The 21955-nt window shown below is 72.9% G+C and carries 23 protein-coding genes and 3 tRNA genes; 13 read left to right on the top strand and 13 right to left on the bottom strand.

The window, feature by feature from the left end; translation table 11 throughout:
- Positions 1-353: 353 nt before the first annotated feature.
- A complete protein-coding gene (locus ABT006_RS04355; RefSeq protein ID WP_350702832.1) occupies positions 354-1403 on the bottom strand; it encodes an LCP family protein in 1050 nt (349 codons plus the stop codon).
- A gap of 176 nt (positions 1404-1579) precedes the next feature.
- Here ABT006_RS04355 and ABT006_RS04350 point away from each other — a divergent pair, with 176 nt between their 5' ends.
- Positions 1580-2413 (top strand): class I SAM-dependent methyltransferase, encoded by an 834-nt coding sequence (locus tag ABT006_RS04350; RefSeq protein ID WP_350702830.1) that lies wholly within the window; start codon positions 1580-1582, stop codon positions 2411-2413.
- 53 nt (positions 2414-2466) lie between these two features.
- Here ABT006_RS04350 and ABT006_RS04345 read toward each other — a convergent pair whose 3' ends face one another.
- The 3 genes from ABT006_RS04345 to bcp all read right to left on the bottom strand — a co-directional run bounded on the left by ABT006_RS04345 (position 2467) and on the right by bcp (position 3759).
- A complete protein-coding gene (locus ABT006_RS04345; RefSeq protein ID WP_350702828.1) occupies positions 2467-3006 on the bottom strand; it encodes a GNAT family N-acetyltransferase in 540 nt (179 codons plus the stop codon).
- A 93-nt stretch (positions 3007-3099) separates the two neighbouring features.
- Positions 3100-3182: transfer RNA gene (locus ABT006_RS04340), tRNA-Leu, on the bottom strand.
- Between the two features lie 100 nt (positions 3183-3282).
- Positions 3283-3759: a thioredoxin-dependent thiol peroxidase gene (gene bcp, locus ABT006_RS04335; RefSeq protein WP_350702826.1), complete on the bottom strand. Its 477-nt coding sequence runs from the start codon at positions 3757-3759 to the stop codon at positions 3283-3285.
- Positions 3760-3964: 205 nt separating this feature from the next.
- On the opposite strand from bcp, the gene ABT006_RS04330 reads away from it, so the two are divergent.
- From ABT006_RS04330 to ABT006_RS04315, 4 genes are read left to right on the top strand one after another with little or no spacing between them, the layout of a single operon-like run.
- Positions 3965-4681 carry an energy-coupling factor ABC transporter permease gene (locus ABT006_RS04330; protein WP_350702824.1) on the top strand — a complete coding sequence of 239 codons (717 nt, stop codon included), beginning with the start codon at positions 3965-3967 and terminating at the stop codon, positions 4679-4681.
- Positions 4678-5070: a PDGLE domain-containing protein gene (locus tag ABT006_RS04325; protein ID WP_350702822.1), complete on the top strand. Its 393-nt coding sequence runs from the start codon at positions 4678-4680 to the stop codon at positions 5068-5070. Before ABT006_RS04330 ends, ABT006_RS04325 begins: the two co-directional genes overlap by 4 nt.
- A 6-nt stretch (positions 5071-5076) precedes the next feature.
- Positions 5077-5847, top strand: coding sequence for a cobalt ECF transporter T component CbiQ (gene cbiQ, locus ABT006_RS04320; protein WP_350702820.1), 771 nt, complete (start codon positions 5077-5079; stop codon positions 5845-5847).
- A complete protein-coding gene (locus ABT006_RS04315) occupies positions 5844-6614 on the top strand; it encodes an energy-coupling factor ABC transporter ATP-binding protein (RefSeq protein WP_350702818.1) in 771 nt (256 codons plus the stop codon). The genes cbiQ and ABT006_RS04315 overlap by 4 nt, the downstream gene beginning before the upstream one ends.
- Before the next feature lie 21 nt (positions 6615-6635).
- Here ABT006_RS04315 and ABT006_RS04310 read toward each other — a convergent pair whose 3' ends face one another.
- The 4 genes from ABT006_RS04310 to ABT006_RS04295 are packed head-to-tail and all read right to left on the bottom strand — an operon-like array spanning position 6636 to position 9594.
- A complete protein-coding gene (locus ABT006_RS04310) occupies positions 6636-7736 on the bottom strand; it encodes a hypothetical protein (RefSeq protein WP_350702816.1) in 1101 nt (366 codons plus the stop codon).
- Positions 7733-8449: a DsbA family protein gene (locus tag ABT006_RS04305; RefSeq protein WP_350702815.1), complete on the bottom strand. Its 717-nt coding sequence runs from the start codon at positions 8447-8449 to the stop codon at positions 7733-7735. The genes ABT006_RS04310 and ABT006_RS04305 overlap by 4 nt, the downstream gene beginning before the upstream one ends.
- Positions 8442-8966 (bottom strand): MauE/DoxX family redox-associated membrane protein, encoded by a 525-nt coding sequence (locus ABT006_RS04300; RefSeq protein ID WP_466024022.1) that lies wholly within the window; start codon positions 8964-8966, stop codon positions 8442-8444. Before ABT006_RS04300 ends, ABT006_RS04305 begins: the two co-directional genes overlap by 8 nt.
- Positions 8967-9009: 43 nt before the next feature.
- Positions 9010-9594: a sigma-70 family RNA polymerase sigma factor gene (locus ABT006_RS04295; protein WP_350702811.1), complete on the bottom strand. Its 585-nt coding sequence runs from the start codon at positions 9592-9594 to the stop codon at positions 9010-9012.
- 107 nt (positions 9595-9701) lie between these two features.
- Between ABT006_RS04295 and ABT006_RS04290 the strand changes: the two genes are divergently transcribed.
- The 4 genes from ABT006_RS04290 (at position 9702) to ABT006_RS35065 (ending at position 14123) form a co-directional block, all read left to right on the top strand.
- A complete protein-coding gene (locus ABT006_RS04290) occupies positions 9702-10346 on the top strand; it encodes a zf-HC2 domain-containing protein (protein WP_350702809.1) in 645 nt (214 codons plus the stop codon).
- Between the two features lie 109 nt (positions 10347-10455).
- Positions 10456-12114: a copper resistance CopC/CopD family protein gene (locus ABT006_RS04285; RefSeq protein ID WP_350702807.1), complete on the top strand. Its 1659-nt coding sequence runs from the start codon at positions 10456-10458 to the stop codon at positions 12112-12114.
- Positions 12115-12129: 15 nt separating this feature from the next.
- Positions 12130-12861, top strand: coding sequence for a YcnI family copper-binding membrane protein (locus ABT006_RS04280; RefSeq protein WP_350702805.1), 732 nt, complete (start codon positions 12130-12132; stop codon positions 12859-12861).
- Between the two features lie 143 nt (positions 12862-13004).
- Positions 13005-14123 carry a hypothetical protein gene (locus tag ABT006_RS35065; RefSeq protein WP_502890847.1) on the top strand — a complete coding sequence of 373 codons (1119 nt, stop codon included), beginning with the start codon at positions 13005-13007 and terminating at the stop codon, positions 14121-14123.
- Between the two features lie 129 nt (positions 14124-14252).
- Here the strand turns inward: ABT006_RS35065 and ABT006_RS04270 are convergent, their stop codons facing one another.
- The gene (locus ABT006_RS04270) at positions 14253-15521 is read right to left on the bottom strand and encodes a glycosyltransferase 87 family protein (RefSeq protein ID WP_350702803.1); all 1269 of its coding nucleotides are present in this window, start codon (positions 15519-15521) and stop codon (positions 14253-14255) included.
- A 75-nt stretch (positions 15522-15596) separates the two neighbouring features.
- On the opposite strand from ABT006_RS04270, the gene orn reads away from it, so the two are divergent.
- Together orn and ABT006_RS04260 are read left to right on the top strand one after the other, a co-directional pair.
- Positions 15597-16187 (top strand): oligoribonuclease, encoded by a 591-nt coding sequence (gene orn / locus ABT006_RS04265; RefSeq protein ID WP_350702801.1) that lies wholly within the window; start codon positions 15597-15599, stop codon positions 16185-16187.
- 96 nt (positions 16188-16283) lie between these two features.
- A tRNA-His gene (locus ABT006_RS04260) sits at positions 16284-16356 on the top strand.
- Positions 16357-16408: 52 nt separating this feature from the next.
- Here the strand turns inward: ABT006_RS04260 and ABT006_RS04255 are convergent.
- Together ABT006_RS04255 and ABT006_RS04250 are read right to left on the bottom strand one after the other, a co-directional pair.
- Entirely contained in the window at positions 16409-17701 is a 1293-nt protein-coding gene (locus ABT006_RS04255) for a L,D-transpeptidase (RefSeq protein WP_350702800.1), read from the bottom strand.
- 331 nt (positions 17702-18032) lie between these two features.
- Complete coding sequence (locus ABT006_RS04250) at positions 18033-19289, bottom strand: L,D-transpeptidase (protein WP_350702798.1); 1257 nt, start codon at positions 19287-19289, stop codon at positions 18033-18035.
- Positions 19290-19476: 187 nt separating this feature from the next.
- Here ABT006_RS04250 and ABT006_RS04245 point away from each other — a divergent pair.
- Positions 19477-19552 (top strand) — tRNA-Lys (locus tag ABT006_RS04245).
- 84 nt (positions 19553-19636) lie between these two features.
- Here ABT006_RS04245 and ABT006_RS04240 read toward each other — a convergent pair.
- Positions 19637-20035, bottom strand: coding sequence for a tyrosine-type recombinase/integrase (locus tag ABT006_RS04240; RefSeq protein ID WP_350702796.1), 399 nt, complete (start codon positions 20033-20035; stop codon positions 19637-19639).
- A 207-nt stretch (positions 20036-20242) separates the two neighbouring features.
- A complete protein-coding gene (locus ABT006_RS04235) occupies positions 20243-20743 on the bottom strand; it encodes a DUF1877 family protein (protein WP_350702794.1) in 501 nt (166 codons plus the stop codon).
- Positions 20744-20956: 213 nt separating this feature from the next.
- On the opposite strand from ABT006_RS04235, the gene ABT006_RS04230 reads away from it, so the two are divergent.
- Positions 20957-21550, top strand: coding sequence for a hypothetical protein (locus ABT006_RS04230; RefSeq protein ID WP_350702793.1), 594 nt, complete (start codon positions 20957-20959; stop codon positions 21548-21550).
- Positions 21551-21955 lie beyond the last annotated feature (405 nt).

The following is a 21955-nucleotide window of genomic DNA, read 5'->3' as shown; positions in this document are numbered from 1 at the left end:
AGGCCCGCAGCCCACGGGTGCGCGTGGACGCGCGGGAGCCGGCATAGGGCAGCACCGCCGTCACGTCGAGACCCGGACGCGACGTGTCGCCGTCCACCTGCCCACCTGCCGGCGGAGCCGACCTCGGCGTGGCGGTCGCGCCGGCGTCCCCGTCGGCCACCGTCGTCACCACACGTCGTGCCAGCGCGTCATCGAGCCACGCCGAGGTGGCGTCCGGGCCCGTCGCCTGTTGGCTGGACATGGTTGGTCCTTCCCCCGTTTACTGCCTCGCACGTTGCATGACAGACCCGAGGCGAACGAAGGATACGGCCGAGGCAGTCGCCTCACCAGAGCCGGTACGTCAGTCCGACCTCCTACTTTCCGGTGCTCAGGATCTCCGGCACCGCGTCACGCCGCACCGCGTCGTAGAAGGCCTTCGCCTTCTCCGTGTTCGCGAACACCACACTCTCGCTGCCCACCCGTCCCGTGCCCTTCGTCGGACTGGTCATGAAGACGAGGCTGCTGCCGCGCAGGCCGCGTAGGTCGGTCGCCATTCCGAGCAGCGACATGTCCTCGTCCACCGACACCGCGTTCGACGTCGCCTTCACGAACGAGTTCAGCTTGCCGGGGTTCGTCACGATGCCCCCGGACACGGCCCGGTCCAGGATCGCCTTGATGACCTGCTGCTGGTGGCGGATGCGGGCGAAGTCACCATCGGGGAACTGCTTGCGCTGCCGTGAGTAGTCGAGCGCTGTCTCACCGTCCATACGCTGCATGCCCTGGCGGAATGTCCGGAACGGAGGGTGGATCGAGGTGAAGTTCTTCTCCGAGTTGACGTCGATGCCGCCCAGAGCGTCGATGATCTCCTTGAATCCCGCGAAGTCGACCATCATGACGTGGTCGATCCGCACGCTGGTGAACTTCTCGACGGTCTGCACCATCAAGGGCACCCCGCCCCACGCGTACGCGGCGTTGATCTTGGCGTCCCGGCCGCCGTGGTTGCCGTCCTTGGCACGGGGCACGGCCACCCAGGTGTCCCGGGGGATCGAGATGAGCTGGGCGCTAGACCGGTCCTTCGGCAGGTGGGCCAGGATGATGGTGTCGGTGCGCGAGCCCGACGTGCTCTCCGGATCGCGGGTGTCGCTGCCCAGGATCAGGATGTTCATGGCGCCCTTGGCCACCGCCTGTGGGCGGCCCTCCTCCGGAACGCCCGCGAAGGCGTCGACCCGCTCGATGTCCGACTCCACCGAGCGCAGGTAGAGCCCGCCCGCGATCATGCCGGCACCCCCGACCAGTGCCACCACCAGCAGGCTGATGAGGGCGATCCGCCGCCATCGACGACGCGGCTTGCCGTTCCTTCCCCGCAGGGTGTCGGCGTTGTCAGCGACGGGGTCCGGCTCGACGAACTGGTGTGCACCTGGCATGGCGCGATGCTACTTACGCAAGCGAGTGCGCGCGTACCCTCATCCGCTCCGGGGATGGCCCCTCCTCCTACCGGTCAGAGCGCTACGGAGACGGCTGGCGTTCGTGTCCCCGCCGTCCAAGCCCATGGATGAAACTTTTTCTGCGGCTGTTTCCCTTCGCCTGGTAGAACCCTTTCGTGGACGCAACGAAGCTCCGGCGAGCCATCGCCCGCACCCCCTTCGCCCCCGTCGCCGCCTTCCCCAAGCGCCTGGCCCGGGTCGCCCGCCACGACGCCAAGGTGCTGCGCACGTCGGCCCGGTGGCTGGTCACCTCCCGGGAGCACCACAACTACACGTACGACCTGACCAAGCTGAGCCGGCACCACCTCGCCTGGTTCGTCAGCGTGATCTGCGACGTGCCCGTCAAGCAGGTCCGCGCGTACTTCGGCGAGATCGAGTCGGACGACGTGCTGCGCCGGCACATCGAGTCCGCCACCGCCGGCGCGGCCCGCCGGGGCCTCGCCGACCGGCACGTCCGCTACGCCCGCCGGATCGGCTGGTACGCGATCGTCCGCGCCACGCGACCCCAGCACGTCGTGGAGACCGGCGTCGACAAGGGGCTCGGCAGTTGCGTCCTGGCCGCCGCGCTGCTGCGCAACGCCGCCGACGGGCATCCCGGCCGGGTCACGTCGCTGGACATCAACCCCGAGGCCGGCTACCTCGCCCGGACCGCGCCCTGGTCCGAGGTGGTCGACCTGGTGATCGGCGACTCCATCGCCTCCATCGCCGCGCTGGACCGGCCGGTCGACCTCTTCCTGCACGACAGCGACCACAGCCGGGCCCACGAGAAGCGCGAGTTCGAGGCGGTCGAGGGCAAGCTCGCGCCGGGCGCGATCCTGCTCACCGACAACGTGACCGCCACCAACGTCCTCGCCGAGCACGCCGAGCGCACCGGCCGGAAGTTCCTCGCCTACCGGGAGACCCCGGCCAACCACTGGTATCCCGGGGACGGCATCGGCGTGGCCTGGTGACCGGGTGCGGCTGAGCCGTCGGCCCGGCGCGCGGGCGTGGGCGGAGCGGCCGGTCAGCGCGCGGGCGCGGGCGGGAAGGTCAGGTCGAGCCACATGAGGATCTCGTCGCGGTCGTCGCCGGGCGCGACCCGCAGGGCGCCGGGCAGGCGCCCGATCTCCCGGTAACCGAGCCGCCGGTAGAAGCGGTCCAGCCCCAGGCCGTCCCGGACCGTCACGTGCAGTGCCTCCCGGCCCAGCTCGCGGCCGAGGCGTTCGGCCTCGCGCATCAGCGTCAGGCCGTACCCGTGGCCCTGGGTGTCCGGGTGGACCATCACCCGCTTCAGCACGCACCAGTGCGCCTTCAGGTTGAACCGGTTGTCGCAGAAGATCAGCGCCGCGACGAGGCGGTCGCCCGCGTACCCGAGCAGGAGGCGGTCCGGGCCTTCGGCGATGCCGGCGAACGTCGGGTCCGCGGTGCGCCGGACGTCGGCGGCGGTGACCGGCGGCACGAAGCCGACCGCCCCGCCGGCGTTGGTGACGTCGACCCAGAGCGCGATGATCGCCTCGCGCAGGTCGGGGGTCAGTTCGGGGTCGAGGGCGAAGCGCAGGGTCACCGGGCAATCCTGACCGCGCGGGGCCCGCGCCGACCTGCGATCGTGACGCGTCCAACAGCGCAGCCGGTGGCCCGGGCGGGGTGGACCCCGAAGTGCGGGAGGGGGGATTCGAACCCCCACGTCCTTTCGGACAATAGGACCTAAACCTACCGCGGCTGCCGTTACGCCACTCCCGCCGACCCGCTGAGTCTAGAGCGTCGGGTCACGACGGTGCCGAGCCCGCCCTCGCCGGCCGGGCGGCGAGACGCCCCCGCGGCCGGTCGAGGGCGGCCGGACTCAGTCGAGCCCGAGGTCGCGGCGCAGCTTGGCGACGTGGCCCGTCGCCTTGACGTTGTAGAGCGCACGCTCGATCTTCCCGTCGGCGTCGATCACGAAGGTCGAGCGGATCACGCCGGTCACCGTCCGGCCGTACGACTGCTTCTCGCCGTACGCGCCGTACGCGATCAGCACCGACTTGTCGGTGTCCGCGACCAGCGGGAAGGTGATGGCGTCACGCTCGCGGAACTTCGCCAGCTTCTCCGGCTTGTCGGGCGAGATGCCGACGACCTCGTAGCCGGCCGCCTGGAGCGAGGCGAGCGAGTCGCGGAAGTCGCAGGCCTGCTTGGTGCAGCCGGGCGTCATGGCCGCCGGGTAGGCGTACAGCACGACCTTACGGCCGCGCAGGTCGGCCAGCGAGAGCGTCTCGCCGGTGTCGGTGGGCAGGCGGAAGTCGGGCGCGGGGTCACCGGGGGAGAGGCGGTCGGGCGCGGTCATGGTCACGACCCTACCGCCGGCGCCGGCCCGCCGGCCCCGGGCGACGCGCCGGCACCGGGCCCGGCGTCCGGTACTTCCGGCCCGCGTCCGTGCGGCGGACGGTGATCGATGCCATGCGCTGTTGCCAGATATTGGCAACAGCGATGCACGGGAAATACGCTGACCCCGCGGGGCGCGGACGGACCGCCGATGCGTGGGAGGTCGTGTGGAAACGCTGGCGATGCACATCTCGAACGGGATCATCGACGGTCCCGTCGCCGCGGTCTTCGCGGCCGTCGCGGTGGCCGCGATGACCCTCGGCGTCCTGCGCGGCCGGCGCGACCTGGACGACCGGCTGGCGCCGATGGCGGGTCTCGTCGCGGCCTTCATCTTCGCCGTGCAGATGCTCAACTTCCCGATCTTCACCGCCGGCGTCAGCGGCCACCTGCTCGGCGGCGCGCTCGCCGCGATGCTGGTCGGCCCGTGGGTCGGCGCGCTCTGCGTGGCCGTGGTGCTCGTCGTGCAGGCGCTCGTCTTCGGTGACGGGGGCGTCGCGATGCTCGGGCTCAACATCACCAACATGGCGGTGTTCGGCACCGCCGCCGCGTACCTGCTGATCGCGCTGCTGCTGCGGGTGCTGCCCCGCACCCCGACCGGCCTCGGTGTGACCGCCTTCGTCTCCGCCCTGGTCAGCGTGGTGGTCGCGTCGATGGGCTTCGTGTTCCAATACTGGCTCGGCGGCACCACCGACCTGGGCGGCAACCTGGGCGGCCTGGCCGGCACGATGGCCGGCGCCCACCTCCTCATCGGCATCGGCGAGGGCCTGATCACCGCGACCACGGTGGTCACCGTCGCCAAGGTCCGGCCCGATCTCGTCTACGCGCTGCGCGGGCTGCGGCCCGCGTCCGCGCCCACCGTCCCGGCCGTCGGAGGTGTCCGGTGAGGAAGCGTTCCTGGGGGTTCGTCGTCGGCGGGCTGCTGGTGGCCCTGCTGCTCGCCGGGGTGGTGAGCAACTTCGCCTCGGCGCACCCCGACGGGCTGGACTCGTCGCTGCGCGAGGGCTGCACGTTCGACGCCGACGACAACATCACCGGCGGCAGTTGCCCGGCGCAGCAGGAGAAGGAGCACGAGATCGGCGGCCCGCTCGCCGACTACGGCATCGCGGGGATCGACAACGACTTCCTCTCCACCGGCCTGTCCGGCGTCCTCGGCGTGCTGCTCACCTTCGCTGTGGCCGGCGGGGCCTTCTGGCTGGTCCGCCGCCGCGGCCCGCGAGACGGCGAGGCGGCCGACCGTGAGCGCGCCACCACCGGCGCGACGGGCCGGGGCTAGCCGGGGATGGGCGCCGGACACGCGCACGTGCTGTACCGGGAGGGCACCTCGCCGGTGCACCGGCTCCCGCCCGAGGCCAAGATCGCGGCGATGGTGGTCTTCACCCTCGCCGTGGTGGCCACCCCGCGCGAGGCGTTCTGGGCCTTCGGCGGGTACGCCCTGCTGGTCGCGGCGGTCGCCGCGCTGGCCCGGGTCGGCCCGGGCTGGCTGCTCGGCCGGTCGCTGATCGAGCTGCCGTTCGTGCTCTTCGCCGTCGCCCTGCCGTTCCTCGGCGCCGGCGAGCGCGTCGACGTGCTCGGCCTCAGCCTGTCGTCCGACGGGCTGCTCGGGGCCTGGAACATCGTGGCGAAGGGCACTCTCGGGGTGCTCGCGTCGCTCCTGCTGGCCGCGACCACGACGACCCGTGACCTGATCGTCGGCCTGGACCGGCTGCGCTGCCCGCAGATCCTCACCCAGATCGCCACGTTCATGCTGCGCTACCTCGACGTGCTGGTCGGCGAGGCCCGCCGGATGCGGGTGGCCCGGATCTCCCGCGGCGACGACCCGCGCTTCCTGTGGCAGCTGCGCGGCTTCGCCGCCGGCATCGGCGCGCTCTTCCTGCGCGCGTTCGAACGCGGCGAGCGGGTCTACCTGGCGATGCTGTCGCGCGGCTACGCCGGCCGGATGCCGGCGGTGTGGCAGGGCGCGGGCGCGGCGACAACCGGGCAGTGGCTGGTCGCGGCCACCGTGCCGGTCCTGGCGGCCACCATCGCCGCCACCGCCGTCGTGCTGACATGATCGGGGACGTGCAGACCGCTGCCTCCCTGGACGTCCGTGGCGTCCGGTACGCGTACCCGGACGGGCACGTCGCCCTGCACGGGGTGGACCTGACCGTGCCGCGCGGCGACCGGGTGGCGCTGCTCGGCCCGAACGGCGCCGGGAAGACCACCCTGGTGCTGCACCTCAACGGCATCCTCACCCCGACCGAGGGGAGCGTGAGCGTCGGTGGCCTGACCGTCAGCCAGGACCGGGCCACGCTGGCCGAGGTGCGCCGCCGGGTGGGCATCGTCTTCCAGGACCCGGACGACCAGCTCTTCCTGCCCACGGTCGCCGAGGACGTGGCGTTCGGGCCGGCCAACCTGGGGTTGCGCGGGGCGGAACTGGCCGCCCGGGTGGACGAGGCGCTCGCCGCGGTCGGGATGGGCGAGCACCGGGACCGCGCGCCGCACCACCTCTCCTTCGGGCAGCGGCGCCGGGTGGCGGTGGCCACCGTGCTCGCCATGCACCCGGAGATCCTGGTCCTCGACGAGCCGTCGTCGAACCTCGACCCGGCGGCCCGCCGCGAGCTGGCCGAGATCCTGCGCGGGCTGCCGGTGACGCTGCTCATGGTGACCCACGACCTGCCGTACGCCCTGGAACTCTGCGACCGCTCGGTGATCCTGGACGCCGGTCGGATCGTCGCCGACGGTGCGACGCCGGACCTCCTGGCCGACCAGGACCTCCTGTCCCGTCACCGCCTGGAGCTTCCGGCCGGCTTCACCCCGACAACCCGCACCCCCCACTGACCCCACCCCGCCCCGGCGTCGTCAGGGGCGGGACGCCGTGGGGGCGGGGGTGGGAGAGGGGGAGTGGCGGCGGGAGGCGGCGTGGAGGCGGAGGGCACCGGCCGCCGCGGCGCCGACGCCGGTGACCAGGACGACGGCGACCAGGATCCGGGCCGCCGTCGCCGGCCACGGGACGGGGGCGACGGCGCGGGCGAAGACCGCGGCGTTCGCCACCCCGGCGAAGAGCGCCAGGCAGGCGCCGGCCAGCGCCAGCGCGAAGTCGGCGGCCGGCCGTCGGGCCAGCGCGTACACCCCGGCGGCGATCGCGCCGAGCCCGGTCAGCAGCGCCCACACCTGCCCCCCGAGCAGGCCGGCCAGCAGGCCGCCGACGCCCCGCGCCCCGGCGTCGAGCTCCCGGCCCACGGTGAACGCCACCGCGGCCACCCCGCCGAGTACCAGCAGCCCGCCGAGCCCGGCCAGCGCCCGCGCGCCCGGCGCCGAGCCGGCCGGCAGCAGCCCCAGCGCGCCCACCGCGAGCAGCCCGACCGTGGCGACCACCCACCAGGCGTACGCGTCCGGCGGCGGCACCCAGTCCAGGGTGCCGCGGATCTCCATCGGCTCGGCGCCGGCGCGCAGCGGCACCACCCAGTCCCGCACCCGGTGCTCCCGGTCGGGGGCGGCCCGCACCTGCGACGGCGGCGCCGACTCGCGCCAGAGCGCCCGCTGGTCGTGCCAGCGCACCGTGGACGAGTCGTCGACCCGCCGCCAGTCCGGCGGCGCGGCCGGGTCCGCCTCGGCCGGCAGCCGGGTGTCCCCGGCGATGGTCCGGTTCAGGTACGTCGCGGGGGAACGGACGTTCTCGTACACCCCGTCGGGACCCACCCGCAGGTACGGCTCGCCGGAGTAGCCGACCACCTCGACGGCGTGGTCGCCGGTGTTGGTCAGCTCCAGCCGGGCGCCCGCCTCCACCACCCGTACGCTCAGCCCCGCCCGGGCCGGGGTGACCGCCGTCACCTCGGTGCGGTAGTCGGTGCCGTCGGGGGCGTCCGCCCCGTGCGCGGCCGCCGGCCCGGCGAGCGCGAGCGTCGCGGCCAGCGCGGCGGCGAGCACCAGGCCGGCGCGGGCCAGCAGGTCACGGATCACTTGCCGGCCGCCTCCACCGCCGCCTTGATCCCCTCCGGGCTGCGGTCGGCGACCTCCTGGCCGTCGACCACGATGGTCGGGGTGCCGGTGATGCCGGCCTTGCTGGCCTCGTCGGTCACGTGCTCCGTCCACGGCTTGAAGGTGCCCTCCCGCAGGCAGGAGGCGAACCCGTCCCGGTCGAGGCCGGCGCCCGCCGCGATGTCCACCAGCTCGTCGTCGCTGAGCCCGGCGCCGCCCTCCGGCGGCTGCCGGTCGAACAGCGCCTTGGCGTACTCGCGGTACCGGCCGCTCTCGGCCGCACAGCCGGAGGCCGCCGAGGACCGGGTCGAGTACTGGGTGGTGGAGAAGCGGTTGAGGTAGGCCACCGGGTGGTAGACGACCCGTACCTTGCCCTCGCTGATGAGCTGGTCGATCGTCGGGCCGCTGACCTGCTCGAACTGCTTGCAGGCCGGGCAGAGGAAGTCCTCGTAGATGTCCACGGTGACCGGGCCCGAGCCGGCGACGACGCCGGTGCCGGCCTCGTTCGAGCCGGTCGGCGGGGTGAAGTCGGCGGAGCGCTGGCTGGAGTAGATGCTCCAGCCGATGAGGCCGGCGATCACCAGGACGGCGACGGCGGCCACGGAGACCCAGAGCGTCCGCTTGCGCCGCTGCTCCCGGGCGAGCTGTTCGCGGACCACCCGCGCGGCGCCCTTCTGCCCCTTGCGACTACTCATTCTCGTCCTCCACGGGTACGTCCCCCGTCAGCCAGCCGTCCACGGAGACGGGCGTGCGGGGCCAGATCAGCAGGAATCCGGCCAGTGCCAGGAATCCCAGGTCCCGGAGGATCTCCGGGAGGTAGCTCGGCGCCTGCCCCTCGGCGAGCTGGCCGCCGCTGCCGAAGCAGCCGCAGTCGATCGCCAGGCCCCGGCTCCAGGCCGAGGCGATGCCGGCGACGAAGACCACCAGCAGCGCCGCGGAGACCGCGGCGCTCAGCCGGGTGGCCAGCCCGAGGAGCAGTAGCACGCCCAGCGCCAGCTCCACGAAGGGCAGCGCCGCGCCGATCACCGTGGCGACGTCGTACGGCATGACCTGGTACGCGTTGACGGCGCGACCGGAGGCGGCCAGGTCACCGACCTTGCTGCCGCCGGCGATCAGCCAGACGGCGGCCAGGCCCAGCCGGGCGGCCACGCCGAGCCAGGGGCGGACGGCCGGCCAGCGGGCGGCCGGAGTACGGGGGGCGGTCACGATCATTGGACGTCGCGTCCGCCACGGAAGTTCCCGGCCACGTTCCCGCTCATCCGGCGAGGGCGTCGCCGACCGCCTCGACGAGGTCGTTGCGGGCCCGGGCCACCCGGGAGCGGATGGTGCCCACCGGCACCCCCTCGACGGCGGCGGCCTCGGCGTACGACAGGCCGAGCAGCTGGGTGAGCACGAACGCCCCGCGCCGCTCGGCGGAGAGCCGGCGGACCAGGTCGGCGGCGCCGAGCTGGCCGGCGGGGTCGGGGTGCGACCGGTCGGCCCCCGCGTCGGCCGTGAGCCGCTCGTCGAGCCGCCGGCGGCGCACGACCGTGCGCAGGTGGTCGGCGCAGGCCCGCCGGGCGATGCCGAGCAGCCAGGTCCGCGCGCTGGACCGCCCCTCGAAAGCCGGCAGCCCCCGGAACGCCCGCAGGTAGGTCTCCTGCGTCAGGTCGTCGGCGCTGTCCGGGTCGACCAGTGCGGCGGCGAAGCGCCACACCTCGGCCTGGGTGAGCCGGACGAAGGCGGCCTGGGCGACGGGATCCCCGTCGCGGGCGGCCAGCGCCCACACCGTCGCCGACTCGCGCGCGGCGGCGGCGTCGGTGGGACCGACGGCGGAGGTGTCGCGCGGGGCGGGGATCACGACAACCCAGGTTACGCGGCACGGCAGGAGGGGGCAGGGTCCTTCGGCCCTTCCATGGCCTGCGCCACGCCGGGAACTTTTCCGGCTCGCCGCACGACTACCCGCTCATGACATGCGACGACGTACGCACGGCGCTGTCGGCGCGGCTGGACGGCGAGGACCCGCAGGCGGCGCCGGCGGTGCTGGACGCGCACACGGCGCGTTGCCCCGGCTGCCGCGCCTGGCTGGCCCGGGCCGAGCAGGTGACCCGGCTGGCCCGGGTGCGGGCGGTGGCGGTGCCCGACCTGACGGCCTCGGTGCTCGCGGCGGTCGCCGCCGACCCGGTCACGGCCCGGCGAGTGCCGGAGGCGACCCGGCGGGCCCGCCGTCAGGTGCTGCGGGTCGCCGTCGCGGTCGCCGCCGTCGCCCAGTTGTCGATCGCGCTGCCGGTGCTGCTGGCCGGGCTGGACGTGACCGTCGACCCGCACACCAGCCGCGAGATGGCCTCCTTCGACGTGGCGCTGGCCGTCGGCTTCGCGCTGGCCGCGTGGCGGCCGGAGCGGGCCCGCGCGTTCGTGCCGGTGGCGCTGGTGCTGGCGGTGTGCCTGGCCGGCACCAGCGCCGTCGACATCGCCAACTCCACCACCGCCCTCGTGCACGAGGTCGGCCACCTGGCCGCCGTGGTGCAGGCGGGGCTGCTGTGGGCGCTGGGCCGGGTCGGCGGCGAGTCCGGCAGCCCGGTGTCGACGTCACTCCGGGCCCGGCATGGCTGACCACGCTCCGCCCCGGGCAGGCACGCCCGAGCAGGGGGTCGCGCGGGCCGGTGGGCTTCGGGCTGTTCCGCACGGTCGGACTCGCGCCCGGCGGGTCGGGTCCGCGAGCATGACCGGCATGAGTGTCGCCAACCGTCGCCGGTTCGCCCGGCTGACCGCCGCCGTCGGCCTGCTGATCGCCGTCGTCGCCCTGTTGATCGCCCCCGCCGGGCCCGCCAGCGCCCACGCGGTGCTGGTGAGCAGCAGCCCGGTCGCCTCGGCGGTGGTGTCGAGCGGGCCGGCCGAGGTGGTGCTGACCTTCAGCGAGTCCGTCCGCAAGGTGCCGGGCAAGATCCGGGTGATCGCGCCGGACGGCTCCCGCGCCGACCGGGGCGAGCCGAGCTTCTCCGGCAGCGTGGTCACGATCCCGGTCGACTCGGCCGGAGGGCGCGGCACCTACCTGGTCAGCTACCGGGTGATCTCCGCCGACAGCCATCCGGTCTCCGGCGCGTTCACCTACTCCGTCGGCGCGCCCTCCACGCCCCCGGTCGACACCGGGGACGACAGCCGGGCCGACCCGGTGGTCGGCCACGCGGTCAAGGTCGCCAAGTACGTCGGCTACGCCGGCCTGCTGCTGCTCGTCGGCCCGGCGATGGTCCTCGCCGCGCTGTGGCCCCGGCGGCTGCCCCGGCAGGGCCCGGCGCGGCTGGCCTGGGCCGGGCTCGGCCTGGTGGTGCTCGGCACCGTGACGAACCTCCTGCTCCAGGTGCCCTACACCGCCGGCGGGGGCGTGTTCGACGTGACCGGCGAGGGGCTCAGCGCGGTGCTGGGCAGCACCTTCGGCGCGGCGCACCTGGTGCGGCTGGGCCTGCTGGCCGCGGCGGCGTTCCTGCTCCGGCCGCTGCTGGCCGGGCCGGTCGGCCGCGCCGACCTGGTGATCCTCGGCATCCTCGGGGTGGCGGCCCTGCTGACCTGGCCGCTGGCCGGGCACCCGGCGGCCTCGCCCGCCCCGGCGGTCTCCGTCGTCGTCGACGCGGTCCACCTGGGCAGCATGGCCGTCTGGCTGGGCGGGCTGGTGATGCTCGCCGCCTTCCTGCTGCGCCGGGCAGACGAGCGGGAACTGGGCGCGATCCTGCCGATCTGGTCGCGCTGGGCGACGCTGGCCGTCTCGGCGCTGCTGCTCGCCGGCACCGTCCAGGCGCTGATCGAGGTCGCCACGCCGGCCGCGCTGGTCGACACCACCTACGGGCGGCTGCTGCTCGGCAAGATCGGGCTGTTCGCGCTGGTCATCGCGGTGGCCGCGTACTCCCGGCAGTTGGTGCGCACGGCGGCCGGCCGGCCGGCGCCGATGCGGCGGGCGGTCTGGGCGGAGTTGGCGATCACCGCCGTGGTGCTCGGCCTGACCGCCGTCCTGGTGCAGACCACCCCGGCCCGCACCGCCGGCTCCGACGTGACCGGCGGTTCCCCCGGTTACTTCTCCACGACGCTGTCCAGCCCGATCTACTCGCTGCAGGTGGAGCTGGACCCGGCCGAGCGGGGCAACAACACCGTGCACTTCTACGCGTACACGAAGGACAACCGGCCACAGCCGGTGGTGGAGTGGCGCGCCACGGCGGCCCTGCCGTCGGCCGGGATCGAACCGATCGAGGTCCCGCTGCTGCCGTTGACCGACAACCACGCCACCGGCGAGATCAACCTGCCGGCGGCGGGGGAGTGGCAGTTGCGCGTGACCGTCCGCACGTCCGACATCGACCAGGCCACGGTGACCGCCACCGTGCCGATCAGGTAACAGGAAGGCTCCCAGATGATCCGTCACCGGCGTACCGCAGCCGCCGCAGCCGCCCTGGCGCTCGGCGCCGTCGCCACCGCCGTCCTCGGCTTCGCGGCGCCCGCCTCCGCCCACGTTTCGGTCAACCCGCAGGAGGCGACCCAGGGCGGCTACGGCCGGTTCGCCTTCCGGGTGCCGAACGAGAGCGACACCGCCTCCACGACCAAGGTGGAGGTGGTGCTGCCCGAGAACGCGCCGGTGGGCTCCGTGTCGACCATGCCGGTGCCCGGCTGGACGGTGGCGGTGGAGAAGCGCAAGGTCGACCCGCCGGTCGAGGTGCACGGCAGCCAGCTCACCGAGGTCGTCGCCAAGCTCACCTGGACGGCGACCGGAAACGCGGGGGTCAAGCCCGGCGAGTTCCAGGAGTTCCCGGTCTCGATGGGTCCGCTGCCGCAGGTCGACACGATGGTCTTCAAGACGCTGCAGACCTACTCCGACGGCAACGTTCAGCGCTGGATCGAGGCGCCGACCCCCGGCGGGGAGGAGCCGGAGAGCCCGGCCCCGGTGCTCACCCTCACCGCGGCCTCGCCGTCGGCCGCCCCCACCGGCGGCGCCGCCCCGGCGCAGGCCGACGACGATGACGACGCCGAGGGCGTCGGCCTGGCCACCGGGCTCGGCATCGCCGGCCTGGTCGCCGGGGCGGGGGGCCTGTTGCTCGGCGGTCTCGCCTTCGCGCGGAGCCGGCGGGAGCCCGCGCCGAAGGCGTGAGCCCCTCCCGCACCCTCCACCGGCCCGTCGGCGTACCCGGCGGGCCGGCGGCTTTCCGGGCCGGTGCCGTGGATATCCGCTGATCAGTCGGTCCTCGTCGGTAAGGTCGGCCGGGTATCCGGCTACGGAGGGGGACGAGGCGAATGCGGTTCGTGCGGGCGCTCGGCGGAGTGCTGCTGCTGACCATCGGGATTCCGGCGCTGCTCGCCGGCGGGGTGCTCGGGATGCTCACCCGGCACGCCGACCCGGCAGGCGCCTTCAGCGCCCGGTTCGAGACCGTGCACACCCCCGGGCACGCGGTGGTCGTCCGGGACGTCGACGAGCTGCTGCGCGCGGAGGCGCCGTTCGCCCGGGTCGGGCAGGCCCGGCTCCGGCTGGACGCCCGCACGGCCGACGGCCCGGCCTTCGTCGGGCTGGCCCCCGCCGACGAGGTGCGGCGCTGGCTCGACCCGGTGCCGCACGCCGAGGTCCGCCGGGTGGCCCTGGCGCGGGGCCCGCTGCCGGTCCGGCTGGAGCCCGCCACCCCGTCCGCCGGCTCCACACCAGCCGCCGGCTCCGCGCCGGCCGTCACGCCGATCGGTCAGCCCTCCTGGGTACGCGAGGGGATCGGCGCGCTGGAGTGGTCCCCGCAGGAGCTGGCCGACCGGCGGCTGAGCCTGGTGGTGCTGCGTCCCGACGGGCGTGCCGACCTGACCCTGGAGCTGCGCGCCGGGCTGCGGGTCGGCTGGACCGCCCCGGCGACCGCGGGCCTGCTGGCCGGCGGGGTGCTGGCGGTGGTGCTCGCCGTGCTGCTCCTGTTGCGCCCGGTACGCCCGCGCGAGGTGGTCTTCGTGGTCGAACCGGACCAGGTGCCGGTGCTGGCCGGGCGGCTCGGCGTGACCTCGCTCAGCGGGCTGGGCGCCCAGCCGACCCGGGACAGCGACCGGTCCCGGGTCGTCGGGCGTCAGCTCGCCTCGGTCGGCGCCGGCCCCGCGCCGTCCCGGGCCGCCATCGGGCCGGTGCCCGCGCGCCGCCCCGCGACGCTCGCCGACCTCGCCGGCGACGACCCGGCGGTCTGCCCGCCCGAGGTGACCCTCAGCCTGGCCTGGCCGCCGGCCGTTGCCGAGGCGACGGCCGCGCCGGCCCCGCCGGCCCCGCCGGAGGGCCGGCCCCGCCCGGACTCCCCGACGACCGCGGATTCCCCGACGACCGCGGATTCCCCGGCCGCCCCAGACTCCCCGCCAACCCCGGCGGTCCCGGATTCCCCGGACGCCGCGCGCTGACCGCGCCCGGGCGGCCCGAACGGCGAGTGGCCCTCCGCGCTGCCGACGCGGAGGGCCACTTTCACCGGGGGATCGGTGCTACCCGAGAGACACCTGAGGTAGTTGTGACCAGATTAGCGGTGAAGGGGGCTACTCGGGAAGACTGTCCATTTGGTGCGACTTCCCGGCCCGGCGCCCGACCGGCAGCGCCACCAGCAGCAGCAGGCTCAGCAGCACGTACGTGTTGCGCACCAGGAACTCGGCCGGCGAGTCGGTGCGCACCGGGGCGACGCCCCAGTCGTAGAAGGTCACCACGCCGTACACGATCAGGGCGGTCGTGCCGACGGCGAGCGCGGCCAGCCCGTTCCGGCGGCGGAGGCCCTCGCCGGTGCCGGGGTCGGCGCTCAGCGCCGCGTCCGCCAGCACCACCACCGCGGGGATGAACCAGTAGATGTGGTGGGTCCAGGTGATGGGGCTGACCAGCGCGCCGACCAGCCCGGTGAGGGCGAGCCCGGTGAGCGGGTCCCCGGCCCGGGCGGCCCGCGCCGCCCGCCACAGCCCGTACCCGGCGATGACCGCGACCAGCAGCAGCCAGAGCATCCGGTCCGGCTTCTCCGGGGCGGTGATGCGGCTGAGCAGCCCGAACAGCGACTGGTTGCCGGTGTAGTCGGTGCGGCCGACCCGGTCGGTCGCCCACAGCTCGTGGGTCCAGAACCGCCACGAGTCACGCGGCGCGACCGCCGCGGCGAGCAGGGTCGCGGCGGCGGCCGTCGCGCTCGCCACCGCCGCCGCCCGCCACCGCCGGGTGGCCAGCAGATAGACGATGAAGATGCCCGGGAAGAGCTTGAGCGCCGTCGCCAGCCCGACACCCACGCCGGCCCAACGAGCCGCCCGGGGTACGGCGAAGAGCAGGTCGGCCAGGATCAGCACGACCAGCAGCATGTTGATCTGACCGAAGGTGATCGTCTCCCGGGTGCTCTCCACGGCCAGCACGAGCAGGACCGCCACCGTGAGGGTGAACACACGGGGCAGGCCGTGCCGGGCGATCACCGGCGCCGCCAGCCAGCGGGTGGTGACCACCACCGCGAGCGCGGTCAGGATAGTGAAGATCGTCACGGTGGCGCCCAGCGGCAGCAACGCGAACGGGCGCAGCAGCAGCGCGCTGAACGGCGGGTAGGTGAAGTAGAGCTCGCCCTGCACCCGGTCGGGCTGGACGTAGTCGTAGAGCGGGTTGCCGGCCGCCCACCAGTCCATCGCCCGCATGTAGATCTTCAGGTCGAAGAAGTCGTGTACCAGCCCGGGCAGGTAGAGCGCCGGCAGCACGGCGGCCAGCGCCAGCACGGCGGCGAGCCGACGGACCGTACGGCCGCCCGGGTCGTCGTCGGTGACGGCGGGCGGTGCGGCGGGTTCGGCTGGCACGGGGAAACCCTAGCGGTCGGGTCGCCCCACGGTGCGCGGGCGCGCGGCCGGCGGGGCTGCGCGTAGTCTGGGCCGGTGGCTGATCTTCTCGTCTGGATCGACTGTGAGATGACCGGGTTGGACCTCGGCAGGGACAAGCTGATCGAGGTCGCCGCGCTCGTCACCGATCCCGACCTCAACGTGCTCGGGGAGGGTGTCGACGTGGTGATCCACGCCGACGAGGCGGCGCTGGAGGCGATGCCGGAGATCGTCCGCACGATGCACGGGAAGTCGGGGCTGACCGAGGAGGTCCGGCGCTCGACGGTGACCCTGGCCGAGGCGGAGGACATGGTCCTCGACTACGTCGCCAGCCACGTCAAGGACCCGCGCAGCGCGCCGCTGTGCGGCAACTCGATCGCCACCGACCGGGGCTTCATCGCCCGGGACATGCCGCGCCTCGACGCGCACCTGCACTACCGGATGATCGACGTCTCCTCGATCAAGGAGCTGTGCCGCCGCTGGTACCCGCGGGTGTACTTCGGCCAGCCGCAGAAGGGGCTCGCGCACCGGGCGCTGGCCGACATCCGGGAGAGCATCCGGGAGCTGGAGTACTACCGGCGGACCGTCTTCGTGCCGCTGCCCGGCCCCGACGTGGAGACCGCCAAGGCGATCGCCGCCCAACTCTGATCCGGGGCGGAGAACCCGCTGGACGCGGCGGGCGGGGGTGGGGCTATTATTGGTCCGCACCCCGCCCGGGGCGATCGACCGGGTGCGGAAGGCATGGTGGCTGTAGCTCAGTTGGCAGAGCACCGGGTTGTGGTCCCGGTTGTCGTGGGTTCAATTCCCATCAGTCACCCGGTTGCCGAAGGCCCCCTCCTCGCGGAGGGGGCCTTCGGCGTTTCCGGTGCTCAGGCGGTCGGGCTGGGCGCGGGCTCGCCGCTGGCGTCCGGGTCGGCCCCGGCCGGCTCGTACGGCAGGGCGCTGCCCTTGACGTACTCATCCCAGCTCATGTTCCAGTCGGTCCAGCCGTTGCCGTTCTGCAGCTTGCGCTCGGTGCCCTTGACCGTGATCGGGTCGCCGATCCTTGTGTTGGCGAACAGCCAGGCGCCGTTGGCCATCGAGACGTTCACGCAGCCGTGCGAGACGTTCACGCTGCCCTGCTGCCCCTCCGACCAGGGCGCGGCGTGGATGAACTCGCCACCCCAGGTCAGCCGCTGGGCGTAGTCGATCTTCGTGCGGTAGCCCTCCTCGGGGCCCAGCTCGTCGAAGGTGTCGAAGACCGTCTTGCGCAGCTTCTCGATCACCACCATGGTGCCGCTCGACGAGGGGGTGCTCTTCTTGCCGAGGCTGACCGGGATGGTCTTGATCACAGACCCGTTCTTCGTGACGGTCATCCGCTTGGTCTTGTTGTCCACGGTCATGATCACCGCTGCGCCGATCTTGATGTCGACGGTGAGGTCCGCCCGGCCGTACCAGCCGCCGCCCAGCGGCAGGCCGCCGGCCTGGACGCGGTAGGAGACGGTACTGCCGGCCTGCCAGAACTTTTTCGGGCGGTAGCGGATCTCCGTCGGGCTGACCCAGTGCCAGATGCCCTCCTGGGCCGGCGTGGAGGTGACCGTCATCCGGCGCTGGACGTCGTCGCGGTAGTCCTCCGGGATGGCCCGGCCGAACTTGACGATCAGGGGCATGCCGACGCCGACCACTTGGTCGTCGCCGAGGAAGCTGGTGATCCGGACCTGCTTGCCGGGCTTCGCCATGGTGGTGAAGGTGCTGGTCGCCGTGGCGGGCCGGCCGTCGTCGCCGGTCGCGGTCACGGTGGCGGTGTACGTCTCGCCGTACTTGAGCGCGCCGGCGGGCAGCCAGCTCGTGCCGTCCGCGGCGAGCTTGCCCTCGACGGCCTCGCCGGCCGAGTCCTTGAGCTCGACGCTGGTCTCCTGGGCGTCCTTCGTGGTGAAGGTGATGCCGGTCGAGGCGGGCACGTCCTTCGCGTCGGCCTTGGGCTCGACGATCGTGGCCGCGGCCTTCGGCGCGGCGGGCTGGCCGCCGCCGTCCTGCCAGCCGGACGGCTTGCCCCCGCCGCCGTCGGTGCAGGCGGAGGTCAGGGCGAGTGCCGCGGCGAGCACCGCCGCCGCGATCCCACGGCGTCGCCCACCCCGCCGGTCGTCCCCACGCCGGATCAGCTGGTCCTGGACAGCTCGCATGATTCCCTCACAGTCGTGGTCCCCGGTTGCCCATCGTCCCTCACTGACGCATCCGGACAGATACCCGTTCCTCAGGGTGAACCGAAACACGTCGGGCAAGCTGTCCGAATATTGATAAAATCAAGGGCTTTGCGAGGTGGGTTCGCGTTTCCGGGGTTTCGTGTTCCCCGGGTGACGGGGCGACAAGGCGGCGGCCGGCCGGGGCGGCGACTCGGTCGACGTCGCGGTCGGGGGTCGTGGCGAACGGCCGGAGTCGGGTGCGACCCGGCCCGGAACGCGGCGACCGGCCCGCGGGTGCGGACCGGTCGCCGGATCGTCGGGTGGAGGTGCGTCAGAACGCCGGCCCCGCACCGCCCTCGGGCACCGGCAGGGCGCTGCCCTTGACGAACTCGGACCAGCTCACGCTCCACGCCGTCCAGCCGTTGCCGGCGGCCAGCTTGCGCTCGGTGCCCTTGATGGTGATCGGGTCGCCGACCTTCGTCTTCTCGAACAGCCACTTCGCGTTCGCCGTCGAGACGTTGACGCAGCCGTGCGAGACGTTCTGCCGGCCCTGCACGTGCTCCGACCAGGGCGCGGCGTGGATGTACTCGCCGCCCCAGGTGAGCCGCTGCGCGAAGTCGATCTCCGTGACGTAGCGGTTCTCCGGATCGGGGTCGTCCCGGGTGTCGAAGACGGTGGACTCCTTCTTCTCCATCACCACCATCGTGCCGCTGGAGGAGGGCGTCTTCTTCTTGCCGAGGCTCACCGGCAGGGTGCGGACCACCTGGCCGTCCTCGTACACCGTCATCTTCTTGGTCGCGTTGTCGACCTTCATCTCGAAAGCCCGGCCGATCTTCGCGGTGGCCGCGCGGTCGACGTTGCCGTAGCGGCCGTTGCTCAGCGGGATGCCGGCCAGCGCGATCCGGACGGTGAGGGTGGTGCCGGGCTTCCAGTACTCCGGCGCGCGGTAGTAGGCCTGGGTGCCGTTGTCGACCCAGTGCCAGGCGCCCGGCTGCGGCGGATCCGTCTGCACGAACATGCGCTTCTGCACGGCGGCCCGGTCCTTCTTCGGGATGCCCGGGTGGAACTCGGCGACCACCGGCATCGCCACGCCGTACGTCTTGTCGTCGAAGAGGTACAGGCCCGAGCTGATCATGGACTTGGGCTTCGCCATCGTCGTGAAGGTGCTGGTGCCCTGGCTGGTCCCGCCGTCGGCGCCGGTGGCGGTGACCGTGGCCGTGTAGCGGGTGCCGTACTTCAGCGGCTTCGACGGCACCCAGGACGAGCCGTCGGCGCGCAGCCGCCCCTCGACCTGCTTGCCGTCGGCCGCGGTCAGCGTGACGCCGGACACCTTGCCGCCGTCGGGCAGCTCCGCGCTGATCTCGGAGCTGACCGGCTTGTTCTTCGCCCCGTCGGCCGGGCTCAGCGCCAGCGGCGGACCGCTCGGCGCCGCCGGAGTGGCGGGATCGGCCGCCGCGCTCGCCGTGGCCGGCGTGGTGCCGCCCACGAACTCCGCCTTCTTCTGCTCGTCGCCGCAGGCCGTCAGTGCCAGCGACGCCACCAGACCGAGGGCGCCCACCATCGCCCCGGCCCGCGCGAACCTGCCCATCCCCACCTCTGTTCTCGCGTACCTGGCGCACATCGTGCCGCATGGACCCCCCTCCTCAGGCCCCTGTCGTCGTACGACTGGTGGTTTTGCCCTTGGATGCCCCTTAAGCTCGACCGAAGGGGGGAGCCGGGGATCGGATTGGAACCCGGCTCGGAGGCCGTGCTAATGTTCTCCCCGTTGCCAGCGAGCGCCGCTAGCTCAACTGGCAGAGCAGCGGACTCTTAATCCGCGGGTTCGGGGTTCGAGTCCCTGGCGGCGCACCAGCAATCATCTGGGCATCCACCCTCACGGGTGGGTGCCCAGATATCGTTTCGGGGCGAGTGACAGCAACGTCGACAGCAACGGTGTCACTCGTCACCGTCATCACCCGCCTGCGGCTCGCTGAGCGCCGCGTCCATGTGACCCGCCGCCTCCTGTTGCATGGCCGGCATCACATGCCCGTAGATGTTCATCGTCACCGCGATCTGCGAGTGGCCGAGAACGTCCATGACAACTCGTGGCGACACGCCTGCGGCCAGCAGCAGAGTCGCGCAGGTGTGTCGCAGGTCATGAAAGCGAATTGGCCGGACATCGGCTCGGACGATCAACCGGCCGAAGGCAGTGTTCGGATTGCGCGGTTCGACATGGCGACCGGTGGCGGTCGTGAAGACCAGCCCTGTCTCGTGCCAATCCTCATCGGCGAGACCGCGCTCATGCTCCTGGACGTTCCGGTGACGCTTGAGCGCCTGGACCACAACGGCCGGCATCGTCAGAACCCGCCGGGAGCGGCGCGACTCGCTCGACGGCTCCAAGCCAGCATGCAGGCCCGGAGTCAGGCCGGTTCCGCCTACCTAGAAGAGGGCGTGCCTGTCACCGTCTGAGACGCGGAGTCGGCTCCGCCAGCACAATCCAGGCCGGCCGGCTGCTGGCGATGCCTGGTCTCGCATGATGGTTGACGGGGCGGGTTCAACTGATCAGGCCACCATCGCCACGATGACGGCTTCACCTGCTGCTCCGGCTAACCGGAACAACTCTGTCAGATCCTGCGTATCCGCCACGACCGTCTGAGCCCATTCGTCGTCGAAGGGGCGCTTGTAGCCCATCTCACGAGCTGCAACGGCGAGTTTGGGCCGCAACTGCTGCATCAAGGCCGCCGGTTCGGCGCGGGAGAGGAACTCGGTCGCCTTTGCGACCTCTTCTGGCGTGAGGACGCCGACCATGTGGTCCCCACCCAACCCGTCGGCGCCATCGACCGCGAGCCAGGCACCAAAGGCATCGGGACCATCTCCAGCGCCAAGGCGAAGCAGCTCACCGATCAGCGCGCCGGTGTCTTCCGCACCGACAGTGATCCGAGCCGTGGTCTCCTGTTGGAAGCGGTCGTCGTGCCAGTACGGAACAAGCGTCCGCAGTTCTGCTGGTTCAAGGCCCTGTACGACCCCGGGGTCTACTCGCCGCCAGAACATGTCCACGCTCACCGGCAGATCATGTCGCTCATCGTCGTAGTCGGCAACATCGAACCCCGCGTCCCTCTGGTGGGCCGGCAGCCGGCGATGTCCGGTCTCAGGACCTGCGTGACAGAACAGTCTCGGGACCTGCGTGACAGGTCCGGCTAGACCTGCCGTGAGGGTCTGTGCGGTGCTTGGCAGGCTGGAGTTGTGTCTGCGGAGTTGCATGGGTACTACTTCTGGATGTTTGACCTGGTTGCCGCGGACCAGGTTGTGCGACGCCGGGCGCTTGCTCGTCATCAGGCGTCGGTTGCGGCTGCGCGCGAGGGGCTGCGCGGATGGAACGCGCTGCGGGCCGTGGAGTTATGGCATGACAAGAGAACGATCCATGGGCCTGTTCGTGCGTTCCTGGACTCGGCCCCCGGCGATGACGTTACGGAGGCGTTGTGGGCACCGTTTGCGGTGCTGTACCTGCGGTGGGAGGCGGACTATCCGACCGAGTGGGGAGCGCCTGAGTCGTGGATGTGGTCCCCATGGGCAACCAAGGAGAGGCTTCTCCTGCGGTTCGAGCGCGGCGGTCTTCCGGAAGGTGCTCGGCCTCAGATAGCTGAGTTGATTCTCTCAGCGTTGGGGCGACCCTATCGGTGCAAGGACTGGATGTACGCCCGGCTGGTCCGACACCTTGACCCGTCGTTCCTCGACAGGGTCGCCGCGCTGACTACGGCGGACGACCCGTTGGTCCGGCTTCGGGCGCAGTTCGTCCTCCACGCGGCCGAGAGCCGCGAGCGGCGGATCACACGTGTCAGCTGGCAGCGTTGGCTGAGCGCCAGCGGATGACTCAGCGTTCTCGACTCCACCGTGCCACCGGCAAGTGTCACCGAGGTGCCGATACCGATCCGTCACGCAGGTCCCGAGACCGGACACCCGGCTGCCGGCAGCCGACTGCCGGCCGGCGTGGGAGGACTTTCTGTACGTCTATCAAGGCGGCCCTGAATGGGCCGCACGCGCCGCCGCCTGGGCGCGCGCCGGCCGCTGCCGCTGTCGCTCTGCGGCCGTCACGCCTGATGCCCGGCGGCTGGCGCGAAGAGCGGGGAGCCCGGGGGCCGCCGCAGACGGGATAGCGGGCAGAGTGGTGGAGGTTCGTCGCCGGCAGCCGGCCGCGCCGCGCCTGAGCAGCGCGACGCGGGGAAGGGCGCGCCGGGTCCGCGCGGCAAGCCCCGAGCATGGGGGCGGTGGCCGCGG

The sequence above is a fragment of the Micromonospora sp. NPDC002717 genome, assembly GCF_040295705.1.
Classification (GTDB): Bacteria; Actinomycetota; Actinomycetes; order Mycobacteriales; family Micromonosporaceae; genus Micromonospora.
The sequence above is the reverse complement of the archived record's forward strand: the minus strand, read 5'-3'. Positions and strand labels throughout refer to the sequence as shown.

Excerpts from the sequence above, each read along its gene's own strand:
- ABT006_RS04355 (WP_350702832.1), bottom strand. The coding sequence starts at position 1,403 with ATGCCAGGTGCACACCAGTTCGTCGAGCCGGACCCCGTCGCTGACAAC.
- ABT006_RS04255 (WP_350702800.1), bottom strand. The coding sequence starts at position 17,701 with ATGCGAGCTGTCCAGGACCAGCTGATCCGGCGTGGGGACGACCGGCGG.
- ABT006_RS04250 (WP_350702798.1), bottom strand. The coding sequence starts at position 19,289 with ATGGGCAGGTTCGCGCGGGCCGGGGCGATGGTGGGCGCCCTCGGTCTG.
- ABT006_RS04290 (WP_350702809.1), top strand. The coding sequence starts at position 9,702 with ATGACATGCGACGACGTACGCACGGCGCTGTCGGCGCGGCTGGACGGC.
- cbiQ (WP_350702820.1), top strand. The coding sequence starts at position 5,077 with ATGGGCGCCGGACACGCGCACGTGCTGTACCGGGAGGGCACCTCGCCG.
- ABT006_RS04315 (WP_350702818.1), top strand. The coding sequence starts at position 5,844 with ATGATCGGGGACGTGCAGACCGCTGCCTCCCTGGACGTCCGTGGCGTC.
- ABT006_RS04300 (WP_466024022.1), bottom strand. The coding sequence starts at position 8,966 with ATGATCGTGACCGCCCCCCGTACTCCGGCCGCCCGCTGGCCGGCCGTC.
- ABT006_RS04285 (WP_350702807.1), top strand. The coding sequence starts at position 10,456 with ATGACCGGCATGAGTGTCGCCAACCGTCGCCGGTTCGCCCGGCTGACC.
- ABT006_RS04230 (WP_350702793.1), top strand. The coding sequence starts at position 20,957 with ATGTTTGACCTGGTTGCCGCGGACCAGGTTGTGCGACGCCGGGCGCTT.
- ABT006_RS35065 (WP_502890847.1), top strand. The coding sequence starts at position 13,005 with ATGCGGTTCGTGCGGGCGCTCGGCGGAGTGCTGCTGCTGACCATCGGG.
- ABT006_RS04240 (WP_350702796.1), bottom strand. The coding sequence starts at position 20,035 with ATGCCGGCCGTTGTGGTCCAGGCGCTCAAGCGTCACCGGAACGTCCAG.
- ABT006_RS04305 (WP_350702815.1), bottom strand. The coding sequence starts at position 8,449 with ATGAGTAGTCGCAAGGGGCAGAAGGGCGCCGCGCGGGTGGTCCGCGAA.
- bcp (WP_350702826.1), bottom strand. The coding sequence starts at position 3,759 with ATGACCGCGCCCGACCGCCTCTCCCCCGGTGACCCCGCGCCCGACTTC.
- ABT006_RS04280 (WP_350702805.1), top strand. The coding sequence starts at position 12,130 with ATGATCCGTCACCGGCGTACCGCAGCCGCCGCAGCCGCCCTGGCGCTC.